The 17,802-nt window shown below is 67.5% G+C and carries 13 protein-coding genes; 11 read left to right on the top strand and 2 right to left on the bottom strand.

Annotated elements, in window-relative coordinates; genetic code table 11:
- Positions 1 to 131: 131 nt before the first annotated feature.
- From EYF70_RS31890 to EYF70_RS03000, 11 genes are all read left to right on the top strand, one after another.
- A complete protein-coding gene (locus EYF70_RS31890; RefSeq protein ID WP_131144083.1) occupies positions 132 to 1,958 on the top strand; it encodes a CHASE2 domain-containing protein in 1,827 nt (608 codons plus the stop codon).
- Positions 1,955 to 3,241: a tetratricopeptide repeat protein gene (locus EYF70_RS03045; RefSeq protein ID WP_131144082.1), complete on the top strand. Its 1,287-nt coding sequence runs from the start codon at positions 1,955 to 1,957 to the stop codon at positions 3,239 to 3,241. The genes EYF70_RS31890 and EYF70_RS03045 overlap by 4 nt, the downstream gene beginning before the upstream one ends.
- 35 nt (positions 3,242 to 3,276) lie before the next feature.
- Positions 3,277 to 3,570 (top strand): VanZ family protein, encoded by a 294-nt coding sequence (locus tag EYF70_RS03040; RefSeq protein ID WP_131144081.1) that lies wholly within the window; start codon positions 3,277 to 3,279, stop codon positions 3,568 to 3,570.
- 23 nt (positions 3,571 to 3,593) lie between these two features.
- Positions 3,594 to 4,358, top strand: a complete 765-nt coding sequence (locus EYF70_RS03035) for a Crp/Fnr family transcriptional regulator (protein ID WP_131144080.1) — start codon at positions 3,594 to 3,596, stop codon at positions 4,356 to 4,358.
- 325 nt (positions 4,359 to 4,683) lie between these two features.
- A complete protein-coding gene (locus EYF70_RS03030; RefSeq protein ID WP_131144079.1) occupies positions 4,684 to 5,484 on the top strand; it encodes an ABC transporter permease in 801 nt (266 codons plus the stop codon).
- Complete coding sequence (locus EYF70_RS03025; protein WP_131144078.1) at positions 5,484 to 6,704, top strand: ABC transporter ATP-binding protein; 1,221 nt, start codon at positions 5,484 to 5,486, stop codon at positions 6,702 to 6,704. The genes EYF70_RS03030 and EYF70_RS03025 overlap by 1 nt, the downstream gene beginning before the upstream one ends.
- Positions 6,701 to 8,212 carry a class I SAM-dependent methyltransferase gene (locus EYF70_RS03020; RefSeq protein WP_131144077.1) on the top strand — a complete coding sequence of 504 codons (1,512 nt, stop codon included), beginning with the start codon at positions 6,701 to 6,703 and terminating at the stop codon, positions 8,210 to 8,212. Before EYF70_RS03025 ends, EYF70_RS03020 begins: the two co-directional genes overlap by 4 nt.
- Positions 8,213 to 12,007: a glycosyltransferase gene (locus EYF70_RS03015; protein ID WP_131144076.1), complete on the top strand. Its 3,795-nt coding sequence runs from the start codon at positions 8,213 to 8,215 to the stop codon at positions 12,005 to 12,007.
- A gap of 62 nt (positions 12,008 to 12,069) precedes the next feature.
- On the top strand, positions 12,070 to 13,791 hold the full coding sequence (locus EYF70_RS03010) for a DUF6311 domain-containing protein (RefSeq protein WP_131144075.1): 1,722 nt from the start codon (positions 12,070 to 12,072) through the stop codon (positions 13,789 to 13,791).
- Positions 13,788 to 14,762 (top strand): glycosyltransferase family 2 protein, encoded by a 975-nt coding sequence (locus EYF70_RS03005; RefSeq protein ID WP_131144074.1) that lies wholly within the window; start codon positions 13,788 to 13,790, stop codon positions 14,760 to 14,762. Before EYF70_RS03010 ends, EYF70_RS03005 begins: the two co-directional genes overlap by 4 nt.
- Complete coding sequence (locus EYF70_RS03000) at positions 14,749 to 15,165, top strand: GtrA family protein (protein ID WP_165497565.1); 417 nt, start codon at positions 14,749 to 14,751, stop codon at positions 15,163 to 15,165. The genes EYF70_RS03005 and EYF70_RS03000 overlap by 14 nt, the downstream gene beginning before the upstream one ends.
- Before the next feature lie 3 nt (positions 15,166 to 15,168).
- Here the strand turns inward: EYF70_RS03000 and EYF70_RS02995 are convergent, their stop codons facing one another.
- Both EYF70_RS02995 and EYF70_RS02990 read right to left on the bottom strand, forming a co-directional pair.
- On the bottom strand, positions 15,169 to 16,794 hold the full coding sequence (locus EYF70_RS02995; RefSeq protein WP_131144072.1) for a glycosyltransferase 87 family protein: 1,626 nt from the start codon (positions 16,792 to 16,794) through the stop codon (positions 15,169 to 15,171).
- Positions 16,791 to 17,726 (bottom strand): glycosyltransferase family 2 protein, encoded by a 936-nt coding sequence (locus EYF70_RS02990; protein ID WP_229420681.1) that lies wholly within the window; start codon positions 17,724 to 17,726, stop codon positions 16,791 to 16,793. Before EYF70_RS02990 ends, EYF70_RS02995 begins: the two co-directional genes overlap by 4 nt.
- Positions 17,727 to 17,802 lie beyond the last annotated feature (76 nt).

Here is a 17,802-nt window from a genome sequence, read left to right as displayed (position 1 = left end):
CCGTGCACCATCGCGGACCGGCCCATGGCCGGCGGGCCAAATTAGTGCATCCAAGAATATTTTGCGATATGATGCCCCACTTTCAATCTCCCCCCAGCGCTCCTGGCGCCCACGCCCGTCAGTGATTTTTGATGAACCAGCATCCGGCGCTGCGCGCACTCTTCTCTTCCGCGACTCTGCTGGGTATTGGCATCCCGGCGTGTGCCGTCCTCCTGACGGTACTGCTGCAGGGAGCGGGCAGCGCGTCGCCGGCCAGCGTTGCCGATGAGCTGCTGCGCGACCGCATAGTCCAGTTGCGCGCCAGCGACAGCCCCGAACAGCGGATGGTGGTGGTCGATATCGACGAAGAGACGCTGGAACGCCATCCCTGGCCGTGGCAGCGCACCCGCATGGCCGAACTGGTCGAACGCCTGTTCGAGCTGGGCGCCAGCGGCGTGGCGCTCGACATCGTGATGCTCAAGCCGGGCGACGCCGAGGGAGACCTGCGCATGGCCATGCTGGCGCAGCACGCGCCGCTCGTACTGGCCCAGCTGTTCGACTACAACGCCGCGCGCGAACCGCTGCGCTCCGGCGTGCTGGCCGGCGGGCGTCCCGGCCCCCGCGTTCCGGGCGCGATCGCGGCCACCGGCTACCTGGCCAACCACGCCGGCCTGGCCGGTGCCCGCCATGCCGGCAATATCGGCGTCACGCCCGATCCCGACGGCGTGCTGCGCCGCGTGCCGATGACCGCCTGGTTCGAAGGGCGCAATTACCCCAGCCTGGCCCTGGCGCTGATGCACTGCTGCGGCGGCGGCGCGCCGGCCACGGAGCCGCTGATGCGGGTGCCGTTCACCCGCACGCCCCAGGCTTACCACCGGGTGGTGGCGGACGACCTGCTGCAGGGCCGCATCGACGAAGCCACGGTGCGCGGCAAACTGGTCCTGGTCGGCTCGTCGGCCCTGTCCGTGGGCGACCGCATCGCCACGCCGATGGGCGCCTCGTTCGCCGGCCTGCTGGTCCACGCCTCCATCCTCACCGGCCTGCTCGACCGCCGCGATGGCCTGGCGCCGGCCACGTGGCCGGGCGCCGTGATCGCCACCCTGTTCTGCATCGCCGTGGCGGTGGCCGGCGCCTATACCTTCCCGCGCCTGGCCGCCGCCTACAATGTGCTGCTGCTGGCGGCGATGGCCGTGCTGTGGCTGGCACTGGCGTATGCGATCGTGCCGCACGACCCCGACTTCGCGCCGGCGGCACCGCTGTTCTCGATCCTGTTCCTGCTGGCCGTTTCGGTGCCGTTCCACTGGCAGCTGGCCCAGCAGAACTCGCGGCGCCTGCTGGGCACCTTGCGCCAGTACGTGGCAACCTCGGTGGTGACGGAGCTGCTCCGCAGCAACCTCAAGGATCCGCTGGCGCCGCGCCAATGCGAAGTCACCACGCTGATCGCCGACATGGAAGGCTATACCAGCCAGGTGGAAAGCCTGCCGGTCGAGGAAGCGGCGCGCCTGACCAGCGATTTCCTCGATTGCCTGACCCGCCCGGTCATCGGCCACCACGGCACGCTGGACAAGTACACCGGCGACGGCCTGGTGGCATTCTGGGGCGCGCCCCTGCCCAACGCGGCGCATGCCGACCTGGCACTCGATGCGGCGCGCGACATCCTGCGTGAAGTGGCGCGGCTGTCCCAGGCCCGCATGAAGCAGGGCCATCCGCCGCTGCGGGTACGCATCGGCATCGAAAGCGGCCCGGCCATGGCGGGCGACTACGGCAGTTCGCTGCGCAGCATCTACACGGCGGTGGGCGACAGCGTGAATACCGCGGCGCGCCTGGAGCAGGCTGCCCGCGACTGGCCGCATGACGTGATCATCGGCGAAGGCACCGTCCAGCGGGCCCGGCGCCACCGTTTCCTGTCGCTGGGCGAAACGCGCTTGCGCGGCAAGGAAAAGGCCGTGCAGCTGTATACCCTGGAGCCGGCCGCATGAGGTTGTACAAACGGTTGCATAAACGGTTCCATAAACGGTTGCGCTGGAACGGACCGGTCCGGCGCCTGCTGGCGGGCATCGTCCTGCTGCTGCTCGCGGCGGGTAGCGCACGTGCCGGCGACAGTGCGACCGACGAGATCGAGGCCCGCTACCTGCGCGCCGTGGAACTGATGACCCAGGGGCGCCACGAAGAGGCTGCCAAGGCCTTCGAGGAACTGATCAAGCTGGAACCGCTGCACGCGGGAGCCTGGCTTGAGCTGGCCATCAACCACTGCACGATGGGGCGCACGGCCGACGCGGAACGGCTGTTCCGCGAGATCGAGGTGCGCTTCATGCCATCGCCCGGCATCCTGGAAATCATCGAGAACCACCGCCGCACCGGCTGCAAGCCGTGGGAAGCGCGCAGCTACCGCAACCTGTCGCTCAGCGCGGGATACGATGACAACGTCAACCAGGGTGCCAGCAACCCGATCCTGGTGATCGGCAGCGGCGAGAACCAGGAAGAGAAGCCACTGACCGACGAGTTCCTGCCCAAGCCCGACAGTTTCGTGCAGGGCACCTTCGGCTATTCCCGCGAACTCGACCGGAGTGGTGCCGTGGCGTTCGCCCATGTGCGCTTCCGCCACCATCGCGATGTCAGCGAGCAGAACACGATGGGCTTGCTGCTGGGCGTGGACAAGGGCTTTCGCATCGGCAACTGGAATGGCGATGCCACGCTCAGCACCAGCTTCCTCAGCCTGGGCGGCTCGCTGTACCAGCGCCAGTTCCAGGTGCAGGGGCGGGTGATACCGCCGCTGCGCCTGCCCTGGCAGACCGAATTCACGCTGACGGGCTCGTTCGGCCGCACCCAGTATGTGACGCGCCGCAATTTCGACGCCAACACGGGCGAACTGGGCGCGCAGCTGGCCTACCGCGGCAAGGCCAACGTGGTGCAGCTGGCCGCCGGCGGCTTGATCGAGCACGGCCGGGCGGACCGGCTCGGCGGCGACCGGCATGGCTGGTATGGCAGCCTGCAATGGCAATACCAGCACAACGACCGGTTCGGCACCGAAGCGGGGCTGACCCGGCAGGACTGGAACAGCGCCCGGGTGTATGCGCCGGACCTGATCGACATCGCGCGCCGGCAGAGCACCCGCCAGGCGCGGCTCGCGCTGGTGTACCGGCTGGACGCGAGGCAGAGCGCGGTGCTGGAACTGCGCCACGTCGACAACAAGGAGAACATTACATTGTTCCAATATGATAGCAATGCCGTGCAACTCTACTGGCGCTGGAACGGATTCTGACGGTGCGCTGGGAGTTAGTGCTTTTCTTGCTTGGCATGATTGCCATTCCACTGGGTTGCCTGTTGCCGTTCGCGTGGCTGCGGGCCTTGCCCAACGATAAACTGTTGCACTTCACGGCATTCGGCAGCATGGCCCTGCTGGGCGGGCGCCTGGTCTCGACGCCGCTGCACATCATCCTGGTACTGCTGGCGGTGCTGGCGGCCAGCTGGGTGATCGAAGTGTTGCAGAACCTGGTGCCGGGGCGGCGTTTCTGCTGGCGCGACATGGCCGCCAACCTGGGCGGCGTGCTGTGCGCGGGCGCCTGCCTTGCGCTGTTGCCGCACGGCTGACCAGATTCTTTATAGTGATTGCCATGAACGAACCAAAGAAAAAACGCATCGTCGAACGGACCAACAAGCCGGACGATCCCGCCGCCGCGGATGAGCCGGATGCCAATGGCCAGTTCAACCTGCAGATCCACCTGCGCCAGATCCCGCTGCTGAAGGACTTGAACGACGAGGAAATGGCGCGCGTGCGCGCCGACCTGCGCATTCGCCAGTACGCGCGGCGCGACGTGGTGCTGCAAAAAGGCGGCGTGGGAGATACCTTGCTGTTCCTGCTGTCGGGCCAGTTGCAGGTCATCGACATCACCGAGGATGGCCGCGCGATCGGGCTGCGGCTGCTGTCGCCCGGCGAGTTCTTCGGCGAGATCGCCGTCATCAACGGTTCCGTACGCTCGGCATCCGTGGTGGCCCTGACGCCCGTGCTGGTAGCCCTGCTGCCGCGCAATACCGCGCTGCACCTGTTCTCCCACTCCCCTTCCGTGGCGATGCAGATGCTCAAGTTCCTGGCCGAGAAAGTCCAGCGCGACTCGCAATTCCGCGCCCTGCTCAGCATCCACAACACGGCCAAGCGGATTTATTCGTTCATCGATCTCATCAAGGAAAAGGAAGGCGAAGACGTCGAGGTGGTGAAGAACATGCCGACCCACCAGGACATCGCCAACATGATCAACACGAGCCGCGAAACCGTCACGCGCACCCTGCTGACGCTGGTCCAGCAGGGCATCATCAAGAAGGGTTCGCACCGGCTGATCATCGTCAAGCCGGAAGCGCTGAAGCAGCTCGCCCAGACTTAGGGAAGCGTGGCGGCACTCCGTCGGACTATCGACACATCTGCGTTCACCCCAAAATCTGACTGCTGGGGTCAGACCCGGCGGGTCTGACCCCGGGTCTTGCACTTGGGGTGGGCTTGTCTGAACCGCATTGGACTTAATCACCCCGCTTCTCTCCGGACAACTGCATTCCGTCAGCATGGAAATCCGGCAATTCTGACAGTTCATTGTTACCAATGGCAACACTTGCGCGTTATCAAATAGCCAGCGTGCCATGCTATACTTCCGCTTTTTTTCGGCACGGAATGAACGATTTTCCCACCACGATGACCCTTCCTGCAGGCAGTGCATGAAGCTGCCTGCCATGTTGAACGGGCTGTGGGCGTACCGCGGCTTCATCCTCGGAAGCGTGAAGCGGGAATTCCAGGCCAAGTACCGCAATTCGCTGCTCGGCGCCGCCTGGACCGTCCTCAATCCGCTGGCCATGATCGTGGTGTACACGGTCATCTTTTCCAATGTGATGGGCAGCCGCCTGCCGGGCAATCCCGGCGGCTTCGCGTACAGCATCTACCTGTGCGCCGGCATCCTGACCTGGGGCCTGTTCGCCGAGATCACCAGCCGCGGCCAGACCGTGTTCCTGGAAAACGCCAACCTGATCAAGAAGCTCAGCTTCCCGCGCATGTGCCTTCCCGTGATCGTGGTGCTGAATGCCCTGGTCAACTTCGCCATCGTGTTCGGGCTGTTCACGCTGTTCCTGGCCGTCACCGGCAACTTCCCGGGCACCATCTACCTCGCCCTGCTGCCCGTGCTGCTGGTGCAGATCCTGTTCGCCGTCGGGCTGGGCATGGTGCTGGGCGTGCTCAACGTGTTCTTCCGCGACGTCGGCCAGTTCTTCTCGATCCTGCTGCAATTCTGGTTCTGGTTCACGCCCATCGTGTACGTGGCCACGGCCCTGCCGGCGGGCATCCAGGACCTGATGGCCTACAACCCGCTGGCCGCGCTGGCCGGCGCCTATCACGCAATCCTGGTACATGCCGAGATGCCCGACTGGCGCTCGCTGCTGCCCGTGACCCTGCTGGGCCTCGGCAGCTGCGTGCTGGGCATGCGCATGTTCCGCAAGCGCTCCGGCGAAATGGTGGATGAACTCTGATGGGCAGCATCGTCGTCAGCCAGCTCGGCAAGGCCTATAAACAGTACCCCACCCGCTGGACCCGGCTGTGGGAATGGCTGCTGCCATTCCGCGGCCCACGGCACAAGCTCAAGTGGGTGATCCGCGACATCAGCTTCCGGCTCGCCCCCGGCGAGGCGGTAGGCATCATCGGCATCAACGGCGCCGGCAAGAGCACGCTGCTCAAGCTGATCACCGGCACCACGCTGCCCACCCACGGCAGCGTTTCGATCACCGGGAGCGTGGCGGCACTGCTGGAGCTGGGCATGGGCTTCCATCCCGATTTCACGGGCCGCCAGAACGCCTACATGGCCGGCCAGCTGCTGGGCATGACCGTGCCCGAGATCAGCGCCCGCATGGCCGAGATCGAGGCGTTCGCCGACATCGGCGACTACATCGACCAGCCGGTGCGGGTGTACTCGTCCGGCATGCAGATGCGCCTGGCCTTCAGCGTGGCCACGGTGCGCCGCCCGGACGTGCTCATCGTCGACGAGGCACTGTCGGTGGGCGACGCGTTCTTCCAGCACAAGAGCTTCGAGCGCATCCGCGAATTCCGCCGCCAGGGCACCACGCTGCTGATCGTCAGCCACGACCGCCAGGCGATCCAGTCGATCTGCGACCGCGCGATCCTGCTCGACAGCGGCCGCCTGGCCCAGGAAGGCACGCCGGAACAGGTGATGGACTACTACAACGCGCTGCTGTCCGAACGGGGTTCGGCCCACGTCGAGCAGGTGGTCACCGAAGCGGGCCGCGTGGCCACCAGCTCCGGCACGGGCGAAGCGACCGTGACCAGCATCGTGCTGGAAAACGCCAGCGGCGACGTGCTGGACACGGTCAATGTCGGCACGCCCGTCACGCTGGCCGTGCGGGTGCGCGTGCTGCGCCCGGTGGCGCGGCTGGTGCTGGGCTACATGATCAAGGACCGGCTCGGCCAGGCGATGTACGGCACCAATACGCAGTTGATGGACATGCCGCTGGCGGATCTCGAAGCCGGCGCGGAGATCGGCTTCCGCTTCAGTTTTCCCCTCAACCTGGGCCCGGGAAGCTATTCGGTGACGACGGCGCTGACCAGCACCGAAACGCACCTGGCCGACAACTATGAGTGGCGCGACCTGGCCCTCCTGTTTACTGTGATGAACCTGAACCGCAAGGAATTCGTCGGCTCCAGCTGGATCGAGCCGCAGGTGGAGATCGTGCGATGAGCGACCTGTTCTACCGGGCGTTCGAAGACCGCTACCGCGGCAGCCGCGAGGTGATCACGGGACGCCTGCGCGCCTACCTGCCCTTCCTGGAACCGCTGGCCGCCCTGCCCACCCGCGCGGCGCTGGACCTCGGCTGCGGCCGCGGCGAATGGCTGGAACTGACCGGCACGCTCGGCTTCAACGCGCGCGGCATCGACCTCGACGACGGCATGCTCAGCGCCTGCCGCGAACGCGGCCTGAATGTCGCCACCGGCGATGCGCTGGCGGTGCTGCGCGCCTGCCCGGACGACAGCGTGGCCCTGGTGTCCGCCTTCCACCTGGTCGAGCACCTGCCATGGGACATGGTGCGCGACATGCTGCGCGAAGCCTTGCGCGTGCTGGTTCCGGGCGGCCTGCTGATCCTGGAAACGCCGAACCCGGAAAACCTGTCGGTGGGCGCCAGCAGCTTCTATCTCGATCCGTCGCACCTGCATCCGATCCCGCCCGCGCTGCTCGATTTCGCCACCGGCTTCACGGGCTTTGCACGCACCGCGGTGGTCCGGCTGCAGGAAAACGAGCGCGCGCGCAGCGGCGAACGGCCGCGCCTCATCGACGTGCTGGAAGGCACCAGTTCGGACTACGCGGTGGTGGCCCAGAAAGGCGCGCCGGCCAGCGTGCAGCAACCGTTCGATGCGGCGTTCAGCCGGCCCTATGGCGTCACGCTGGGCCTCCTGGCCGAGCGCTACGACGACGAGCTGGAACGCGCCCAGGGGCTCGCCCGCCAGAAGACCCACGAGCGCCTCGAGGAAGTGGCATCGGAGGTGCATGGCCACCTCCAGGCGCACGCCCGGTCGCTGGAGGAACTGCATCAGGCCCGCGCCCGGGCCGAGACGGAGCGCGCGGAGCAGCTCGCGGCACTGGAGGCGGCATTGCGCGCCCATGTCGAACAGTCGCTGGCCCATCCGGTACAGAAACTGTCCGAGGTGGACTGGCGCGTCATCGAACTGGAACGGCGCATGGCCGAGGCGGAACAGCGTGCCGGGGCAGCCGAGCAGCGCATCGTGGCGCTGTTGTCGAGCAGTTCGTGGCGCGTCACGGCGCCGCTGCGCTGGACCAGCGGCCAGGTGATCCGGGCCCGCTCGGCGGTGCGCGAAGGGCGCCTCGTGCCCGGCCTGAAGCGGCGTGCGCTGCCGTTCGTGATCGCGGCGATCCGCGGCGTGCTGCAGCGGCCGCGCGTCAAGCATGCGGCGCGCCGGGTGCTGCGCCACTTCCCGTCGCTGCAGGCGCGGCTGTACGGCATCCTGTCGCGCAGCAACACGGTTGCGGCGCAGCAGGATGCGCCGCTCATGCCGCAGCAGCCGGGCGCCCTGTCGCCGCGCGCGCAGCGCATCTATGAACAACTGCAGCTGGAGGTCCAGCAGCAGGCGCACAGGAACGCGCAACCGGTTATGCAGCCGGTTATGCAAGAGAACACGCAAGCCGGTACGCAAAACCAGGCGCCGCAGAATCCGCCAGCAAGGAAGCATTGAATGCGCATCGTGATCGACATGCAGGGAGCCCAGTCGGAAAGCCGCTTTCGCGGCGTCGGGCGGTATTCGCTGGCGCTGGCGCTGGGCATCGCCCGCAACGCCGGCCAGCACGAGATCTGGCTGGCCATGAACGGTGCGCTGGCCGATTCCATCGAGGAGTTGCGCCAGGCATTCAGGGGCCTGGTCCCCGCCGAGCGGATATGCGTGTTCGATATCGCCACGCCGAGCGCGGAACTGGGTGGCGCCAATGGCCCCCGGGCCCGCGCCAATGAACTGATCCGCGAACAGGCGCTCGCCGCGCTGGCGCCCGACGCCGTGCTGGTCACCAGCCTGTTCGAGGGTTTCGTGGACGATGCCGTGACCTCGGTCGGCGCCTTTGCCGGCGCCGCCAACACCGCGGTGGTGCTGTACGACCTGATCCCGATGCTCAATCCGGCCGCCTACCTTGCCGGTCCCGGCCAGCGCGCCTACTACGAACGCAAGATCGCCTCGCTCGAACGTGCCGGGCTGCTGCTGTCGATCTCGGATTACTCGCGCCAGGAAGGCATCGACACGCTGGACCTCGATCCGGCCAGGGTCGTGTCGATTTCCACGGCGGTGGACCAGGAACTGTTCCATCCGGGCTCGCCCGATCCGCAGGCGCTGGCCGCGCTCCATGCCCGGCTGGGCATCAACCGGGCGTTCCTGATGTATGCGCCCGGCGGCTTCGACGCACGCAAGAACATCGATGGCCTGATCACCGCCTTCAGCCAGCTGCCGGCGCCCTTGCGCGCGGCACACCAGCTGGTCATCGCCAGCAAGCTGGGGCAGAACGACCGCGACGACCTGGTGGCCCATGCGCGCCGCGCCGGCCTCGCCGCGGGCGAACTGATCCTGACCGGCTACCTCAGCGACAGCGAGTTAATCGACCTGTACCGCAGTACCGCGCTGTTCGTGTTCCCGTCGCGCCACGAGGGCTTCGGCCTGCCGGCGCTGGAGGCGATGGCCTGCGGCGCGCCCGTGATCGGCGCCGACAACACCAGCATTCCCGAAGTGATCGGCAGCGAAGCGGGCCTGTTCGCCACCGCGTCGACCGAGGCGATGTGCGCCAAGATCGCCGAAGTGCTGGGCGATCCGGCGGCGCGCGAACGGCTGCGGGCGCACGGCGCCGTGCAGGCGGCCAGTTTTTCCTGGGACCGCACGGCGCAGCGCGCATTGCGGGCGCTGGAGCAGCATTTCGGCCAGCCCGCCGCGGTGCCGGACGAGGATGAACCGGTACGCATCGGCGCCAAGCCGCGCCTGGCGCATGTGTGCCCCCTGCCGCCGGAACGCACCGGCATCGCCGACTATGCCGTGATGCTGCTGCCGGACCTGATGCGCTGGTACGACATCGACCTGGTCATCGACCAGCCGGAAGTGGTACTGCCCGAGGAACTGGCGGCGCTGCCGCGCCGCACGCCGGCCTGGTTCGCCGAGCATGCGCGCGAGTACGACCAGATTCTCTACCAGTTCGGCAACAGCCCGTTCCACAGCTTCATGCTGCCGCTGCTGGCGCGCCATCCGGGCGTGGTGGTGATGCACGACTTCTTCATGAGCGGCATGCTGTCGCACGAACAGCTGAGCGGCGCCGCGCCGGGCATCTGGAACGCCGCCCTGCTGCATTCGCACGGCTACGCGGCCCTGCTGGCCAGCCAGGCGCCGGAAGGCGTGGAAGCCGCCAAGGACTGCTACCCCAGCAACCTGGCGATCCTGCAGGGCGCCACCCGCGTGATCGCCCACTCGCGCCACGCGCTCGGCATGGCGCACGAATGGTATGGCCCGGAAGCAGGCCGCAACTGGAGCGTGGCACCGCTGCTGCGCGCGGTGCCGCGCAATCCCGACCGCGCCGCCGCCCGCGCCGCCCTGGGCATTGCCGAGGACACCATCCTGTACTGCAGTTTCGGCTTCATCGCCCCGACCAAGCTGTCGATGGAACTGGTGCAGGCGTGGATGGCCTCGTCCCTGCACGGCGACGCCCGCTGCGAACTGGTGCTGGTCGGCGCCAACCACGGCGGCGACTATGGCCTGCGCCTCTCCGAAGCCATCAAGGCTTCCGGCGCGGGCAAGCGCATCCGCATTGCCGGCTGGAGCGACGACGCCACGTATCACCGCTACCTGGCCGCCGCCGATGTCAGCGTGCAGCTGCGCAGCGTGTCGCGCGGCGAGACCTCCGGCGCGGTCCTCGACAGCATGAGCTACAGCCTGCCCGTCATCATCAACGGCAACGGCGCCATGGCCGAACTGCCGGACGAGGTGGTATGGAAGGTGCCGGATGCCTTCACCATCCCGGAACTGAGCCGTGCGCTGGAAGCCCTGCGCGCCGACGCCGGCCTGCGCCGCGACCTGGGCCAGCGCGCGCTCGAGCGCATCCTCACCGTGCACAGCCCGCGCCATTGCGCCGCCGAATACACGCGCGCCATGGACCTGGCCGCGCGCGAACGCGGCGGCAGCCAGCGTGCCTTGCTGGGCGCCCTGGCGGCGCTGCCGGAATTGCCGGCCGATGAAGCATCGCTGCAGCAGCTGGCCTGGATCATCGCACGCAACCCGGACAAGCTGGCCCCGCGCCAGCTGCTGGTGGACGTCAGCGCGATCGCCCGCCACGACCTGAAGACGGGCATCGAACGGGTGGTGCGCACCCAGCTGCTGGAACTGCTCAAGCTGCACATTCCGGGCTGGCGCGTGGAACCGGTGTACATGACGGACGAAGGCGGCCAGTGGCACCTGCGCTATGCGCGCAACTATGCGTTCAGCCTGCTGGGCATCGCCGGCCAGAGCGCCGACCCGGTGGCCGACGTGGTGGGCGGCGACATCTACTACAGCGCCGACTTCTCGCCCGCGACCGTGCAGCAGGCGGCGGCGGCCGGGGTCTACCGGCGCTGGCGCCGCAGCGGCGTGTCGGTCAACTTCGTGCTGTACGACCTGCTGCCGGTATTGCGGCCGGAATTCTTCCCGCCGTTCGCCGGCCTGCCCCATGCCGCCTGGCTGGAAAACATCGCCGACGAAGCCGACCGCCTGCTGCCCATCTCCGAAGCCGTGGCCCAGGAGATGCTTGCCTGGCTGGCGGAACATCGCCCGGCGGCGCGCCGCGAACTGCGCATCCGCACGCTGCACCTGGGCGCCGACATCAGCAGCGCGCCGCCCGAGCGTCATCCACAGGTATTCCCGGAGCTGGAACGGATCGCCGCGCGCCCGTGCGCACTGATGGTCGGCACGATCGAGCCCCGCAAGGGCCACCTGCAGGCGCTCGCGGCATTCGAGCAGCTGTGGCGCGACGGCGTCGACGCCCATCTCGTCATCGTCGGCAAGGAAGGCTGGGTGCCGCTCGCGGCGGCCGACCGCCGCACCATTCCCGAGATCGTGCGGCGCCTGTCCGGCCATCCCGAACTGGGCAAGCGCCTGTTCTGGCTGCAGGGCATCGACGACGAGCAGCTGCAGCAGGTCTACCTGGCCAGCACCTGCCTGCTGTATCCCAGCGAAGCGGAAGGCTTCGGCCTGCCGCTGATCGAGGCGGCCCGCTACGGCCTGCCGATCATCGTGCGGGACTTGCCGGTGTTCCGCGAAGTGGCCGGCGCGCATGCGTATTATTTCAGCGGACTGGAAGGCGCCGACCTGGCCGGGGCGATCCAGCAATGGCTGGCGCTGCAGCGCGCCGGCCAGGCCCCCGCATCGGCCGGCATGCCGTGGCTGACATGGCAGCAGAATGCCGCCGAGCTGGTCGAGATCCTCAACGGCCGGCGTGACGAACACCTGTGGGCGCCCGGCTCCGCGGCCAACTGACGCGGTCCCATGCACCACTTTACTGATATCGTTTCCGGCACCGCCGTCATGGAGTCAACGCTATGAGCGCATTGCGCGCACTGATCGGCCGGGTCGTTCCGGCCCAGCCCGCCGCCCGGTCGGTCCACCTGACCGATCCCGCGCAGCCCTGGTGGCGCCGTTCCGATGGCGCCGCCGGCCTGGCCTGGGCCGCGCTGATCACGCTGGGCTATGCGTGCTGGCTGTTCTCGGCAACGTTCCTGCGCGGCCACGGCGCCTTCTGGCTGCAGGAAAGCGCCGACCTGACCCAGTACATCGCCGGCTACAACGCCTTCGTGCGCGAGCCCTGGCACTGGCCGATCCTGCGCATCACGTCGCTGAACGCGCCGGAAGGCACGCTGGCCACGTTCCTCGATGCCGTGCCCCTGTATGCGGTGCTGCTGAAACTGGTCCAGCACGGTCCCGATACGCCGATGCGCAACCCGTACGGCATCTGGATCGCGCTGTGCTTCACCCTGCAGGGCGTGGGCGCCTGGTGGATCTGCCGCGAGGCACGCGTGCGCGGCTGGGTGACGCTGTCGGTGCTGGCCATCCTGCTGGCCAGCTTCCCCGCGCTGACGATCCGCATCAATCACCTGAGCCTGATGGCGCAGTGGCTGCTGCTGTTCGGCATCGCCATCTATCTGCGCAGCGGGCGGCTGGGCCGCCTGTCGGCCGGCGCGTGGCTGGCCATGATCCCGATGGCGTTCTACATCAACATCTACCTGTGCGCCATGCTGTCGGCCATTTTCCTGGCCGATGTGCTGCGCCACCTGAACCGCGCCAATGCCGCCCGCATGGCGGTCGTGGTGGTTGCCGTCTACGGCTTGCTGGCACTGTCGCTGGGCATGACCATGCTTCCGCTGGCAAAGGGCGGCAACACCGAATGGGGCTTCGGCTACTATTCGATGAACATCATGGCGCCGTTCACGGGCGGCTCGGTGCTGGCGATTCCCACCAGCCTGCCGCATGACGGCCAGGGTGAAGGCTACAACTACCTGGGGCTCGGCGTGCTCGTGGCGGCCGGCCTCGCATGGCGCATGCGCAGGCAGCGCGATCCCGGCCTGGCACGGCGCCATCGCGCCCTGCTGGTGCTGCTGGCCATGCTGACGGTCTATGCGGTCTCCAATACGGCCTACTTCGGCAAGGTGCATGTCTACGACTTCAGCGTGCTGAACCTGCTCGGCCCACTGAAGGACATGTTCCGTTCCTCCGGCCGCTTCTTCTGGCCAGTGGGCTATGCGATCGTGGTGTTCGGCGTGCTGACGATGCACCGCTACCTGGACCGCCGCCATGCCATCGCGGCACTGCTGCTGCTGGGCGTGATCCAGATGGTGGACTTGCGCGAGCATCACAAGCGGGTGCGGGCGTCGGTGTCCAATGTTCCGGGCCCCGCCATCGATGCCGCCCGCTGGGATGCCTTCCTTGGCGCTGGCGTCAAGGACCTGCTCTACTATCCGCCGTTCCGTTGTGCCACGAAGTCCACGCCGGGCCATTCCCTGCTGCCGACCATGCTGTACGCGGTGCGGCACCATTACACCCTGTCGACCGGGTATATCTCGCGTGCCCACAAGCCGTGCGATAACTATGCGCAGGAAATCGCCGCACGGCTCACGCCGCACACGGCGATCGTGTTCGAGACCGCGGCATTCGAGCCGGGCGAGATCGAGCGGATCCTGGCGGCCGTGCCGCCAACCCGCTGCACCACGATCGACTTCGCCTACCTGTGCCGTCCACAGCCACAATCCAGTGAGATGAAACGATGAAGAAACGGGTTACGCTCGTCGCGCCGTTCTACAACGAGTCCGGCAACGTGCTGGAATTTTTCCAGCGCGTGCGGCAGATTGCCGACACCATGCCCCAGTACGAGTTCGAAGTGGTCGCCGTCAACGATGGCAGCCGCGATGCGACCTGGTCCGAACTGCTGCAGGCGCAAGCCTTGCACAGCGGTGTGCACCTGGTCGACCTGTCGCGCAATTTCGGCAAGGAAGCGGCGCTCACGGCCGGCCTGGACCGCGCCACCGGCGATGCGGTCGTGCCGATCGATTCCGACCTGCAGCATCCGCCGGAACTGCTGCCCGACATGCTGGCGCACTGGGAAAAAGGCGCCGAAGTCGTGCTGGCGCGCCGCGTCGACCGCCAGGGCGACGGCCTGCTGCAAAAGCTGTCCGCCGTGTCGTTCTACCACTTCCACAACAAGATCTCGCAGGTCAAGGTGCCGCTGAACGTGGGCGACTTCCGCCTGATGGACCGCCGCGTGGTCGACGCGCTGCGCCAGCTGCCGGAAAACCACCGTTTCATGAAAGGGCTGTTCGCCTGGGTGGGTTTCCGCACGGTGACCATCCCCTACCAGCCCAACGAACGGGTGGCCGGTGTCTCCAGCTTCAACCTGTGGAAGCTGTGGAACCTGGCACTGGAGGGCATCACCAGTTTCAGCACCGTACCGCTGAAAATCTGGAGCTATGTGGGACTCGTCGTATCGTTGCTGGCCCTGGTCTATGCCTCGGTCATCGTCGTCAAGACGCTGGTGTTCGGCATCGACACGCCAGGCTACGCTTCGCTGATGGCCAGCGTGATGTTCATCGGCGGCGTGCAGCTGATCGGCATCGGCGTGCTGGGTGAATATGTCGGCCGCATCTACCATGAGGTGAAGCGCCGCCCGGTCTACCTGGTGCGCGAAGAGCACACCACCGGGAGCGCGGCAGGCGTGGCGGAGGACCGTGTTGAACGCGCTTAGGCTGGACGCGCTCAAGGCACTGCTGGCGCGGCACAGCGCCTTGCTGGCCTTCGGGATCATTGGCGTGCTCAACACGCTGCTCCACTCCGGCGCGGTGATCGCGCTGGTCGAAACGGGCCTGGCCAACCCGGTGGCCGCCAACGCCGCCGGGTTCGCGCTCGCCAATACGTTTTCCTACTTCGCCAACTGCAGGCTCACATTCCGCCAGAGCCCCAGCTGGGAACGCTATCGCAAGTTCGTTGCCGTCTCGATGCTGAGCCTGGTATTGACGCTGCTGCTGTCCGGCCTGGCCGAATGGATGAAGTGGCATTACCTGGCCGGCCTCGGCATGGTGCTGCTGTGCGGGCCGGTGCTGACCTACGTGCTGCACAAGACGTTTACGTTCCGCGGCAGCGCGGGCTGAGTGTCAGCGCGGCTGCACGCCGCAAAACACGTAGGACAGCACGGCCCGCCCCGCACTCACCCGATAGGGGCGGCAGTCGCCATCCAGCGCCAGGCCGTAGCGTTGCAGCGTGGCGGCGGCACGCTGCAGGTCGGGTTCGCCGCGCAGTGCCGGCAGCATCACATAAGCCGGACCGGGGCGCGACGCGCGGATCGCGGCGGCCCGCCGCAGCCACCCGGGCGATTCCGGAAAGCCCGCCCCCAGCGACACGAACGCCACTTCGGGCGGGAAGAACGGCACCAGCCAGCCGGCTGGCGCTTCCACGATATACACGATGCTGCGCGCCGGCGCGGGCAGCGCGGGCACCTCCACCGACAGGGGCTTGACCCCGATGGCATGGCCCCAGTTCTCCACGGTGACGAAGGAACAGGCACACAGGCCGACGCACCACGCCGCCAGCACGCGCCGGCCCGGCAGCAGCGCAGCGAGCACCAGCCAGCACAGCACCGGTGCCAGCAATTCCAGCGGCGCCAGGTAGCGGTAGATGCTGAACAGGTTCATCCACAGCAGGTAGGCCACCGCGCCGAAGACCATCAGCAGCCGCACTTCGCGGGGAATGGCGGCCAGGCGCCGCCGGCCGGCCGCCAGCGCCGCCAGCAGGGCGATGCCCGCCGTGTACAGCACGGGCCAGGCCAGGTGCCGCAGCGGCAGTTCGCACACGCGCCGCGGGTCCAGCGTGAAGAGGAACGGCCACGCCAGTTTTTCCATCAGGGTGCGCGGCCGCCAGCCGGTATCGCCGACACCGATGGGTGGCGCCAGCGCGCTGCCGAACACGTCGTTAAACTGCGGGAACAAGGGATTGCCGAATTGGTGCCACATGGTCCAGTACCAGTGCCCGGCCGACAGCGCGATGCCGGCCAGTACCGCCACGCCGAACAGGAAGGCGGCCCGCAACCGGCGCGCCGGCGGACCATCCAGCACCAGCAGGGCCACGCACAGTGCCAGAGCGTACACGGCGTTGGTCGGCTTCAAGCCGGTTCCGGCGCCCATCACGAGGCCGGCCAGCAGTATCTGGCCGGTCGCCGGGACGAACAGCGGTGCAGGCAAGGATGCAGGGGAAGGTGCAGGCAAGGGCGCACGCAAGGGCGCACGCAACAGCAGCGCCAGCGCGCCCAGCACGAACAGTGCCGTCAGGTTGTCGCCCATCGTGTTGCCCAGGCCGGACAGGAAGCCCGGCCCGGCGCAGCCGGCGGCGGCCAGCCAGAACGGCAGGTGCGCGCCGCCGCCCTCCGGCAGCAGGCGCCGGACCAGCACCAGCAGCAGGGGGAAATTCAGGCCGTGCAGGGCGCCCATCAGGAAACTGCACAGCCAGCCCGGCAGATACGTGAAGGCCAGGTAATACGGCACGTCGATGGCGGGGTTGAAATAGCTTTGCCATTGTCCCGGCGCCAGGTCGATGCCGAGCCTGCCGGTCAGCCATGCGTGGGGATTGTAGAGGTGGTAATTCTGCAAGTCCCAGTTCAGGTCCTGCCCGGCCAGCATCGACAGCAGGCCGCACAGCAGCGGCACCAGCCAGGGCGACCCTGCCACCAGGGCATGCCAGGCAGCCGTGCCGGGCAGCGTGCCGCCTTGCCCCTGCCCGGCCGTCATGGCGCCGGCGGTGGCACGGCCAGGTAAGCGAAGCGCTTTTGCTCGATGCGCCCCTTGGTGACCGTATCGAGCACGAGGCCGCTGGACAACAGCACGAACGACAGCAAACCGAGGCCGGTGCACAGCAGCGCCGTGGGCAGCCGGTGCACCATGCCCGTTTCCAGCCAGGTCATGAAGAGCGGCTCGGCCAGGAACAACGCGAGCAGCAGCGTTGCCAGGGCGCCGATGCCGAAGAAATGCAGCGGCCGCTCGTTCTTGAACAGCCGGACGATCATGAACAGGATGCGGGCCCCGTCGCGGTAGGTATGCAGCTTGCTGAGCGAGCCTTCCGGACGCGACTTGTACACCGTGGGCAATTCGCCGACCGGCATGCGCAATTGCAGCGCATGCACGGTCAACTCGGTCTCCGTTTCAAAGCCGGAGGAATGCGCGGCGAACGACTTGACGTAACGGCGTGAAAACACGCGATAGCCGGACAGCATGTCGGAGAACCGGTCACCGAACAGGGCCGCCACGAAACTGGTCAGCAGCCGGTTGCCGAAGCGGTGGCCGGCGCGGTAGGCATCCTGTTCGTCCGGACAGCGTTTGCCGACCACCATGTCGAGCCCCTCTTCCAGCAGCTTGCGCACCATCAGCGGCGCCGCGCTTGCGTCGTAGGTGGCGTCGCCATCGACCATCACATACAGGTCGGCATCGACATCGGCGAACATGCGGCGGATGACATTGCCCTTGCCCTGCAGCGCCACGGAGCGCACCGTGGCGCCGGCCGCCCCGGCGATGCGGGCGGTATCGTCCGTGGAATTGTTATCGAATACGTAGATGGTCGCCCCCGGCAGGCAGGCCTGGAAATCACGGACGATGGCAACGATGGTCGCCGCTTCGTTGAAGCAGGGGACGAGCACCGCGATGCGCCGGTTGGCAAGGTCGAACACTGGCGTGCTCCAGGCGAGGCGTGGCAAGAATGGAAGATTGCCGGATTATACCGGTGCCGCGAACGGCCCAGGCAAC

The organism is Pseudoduganella albidiflava (assembly GCF_004322755.1).
GTDB lineage: Bacteria > Pseudomonadota > Gammaproteobacteria > Burkholderiales > Burkholderiaceae_D > Rugamonas > Rugamonas albidiflava.
Note: the sequence above shows the minus strand (reverse complement) of the source record. Positions and strands in the feature narration are given on the sequence as shown.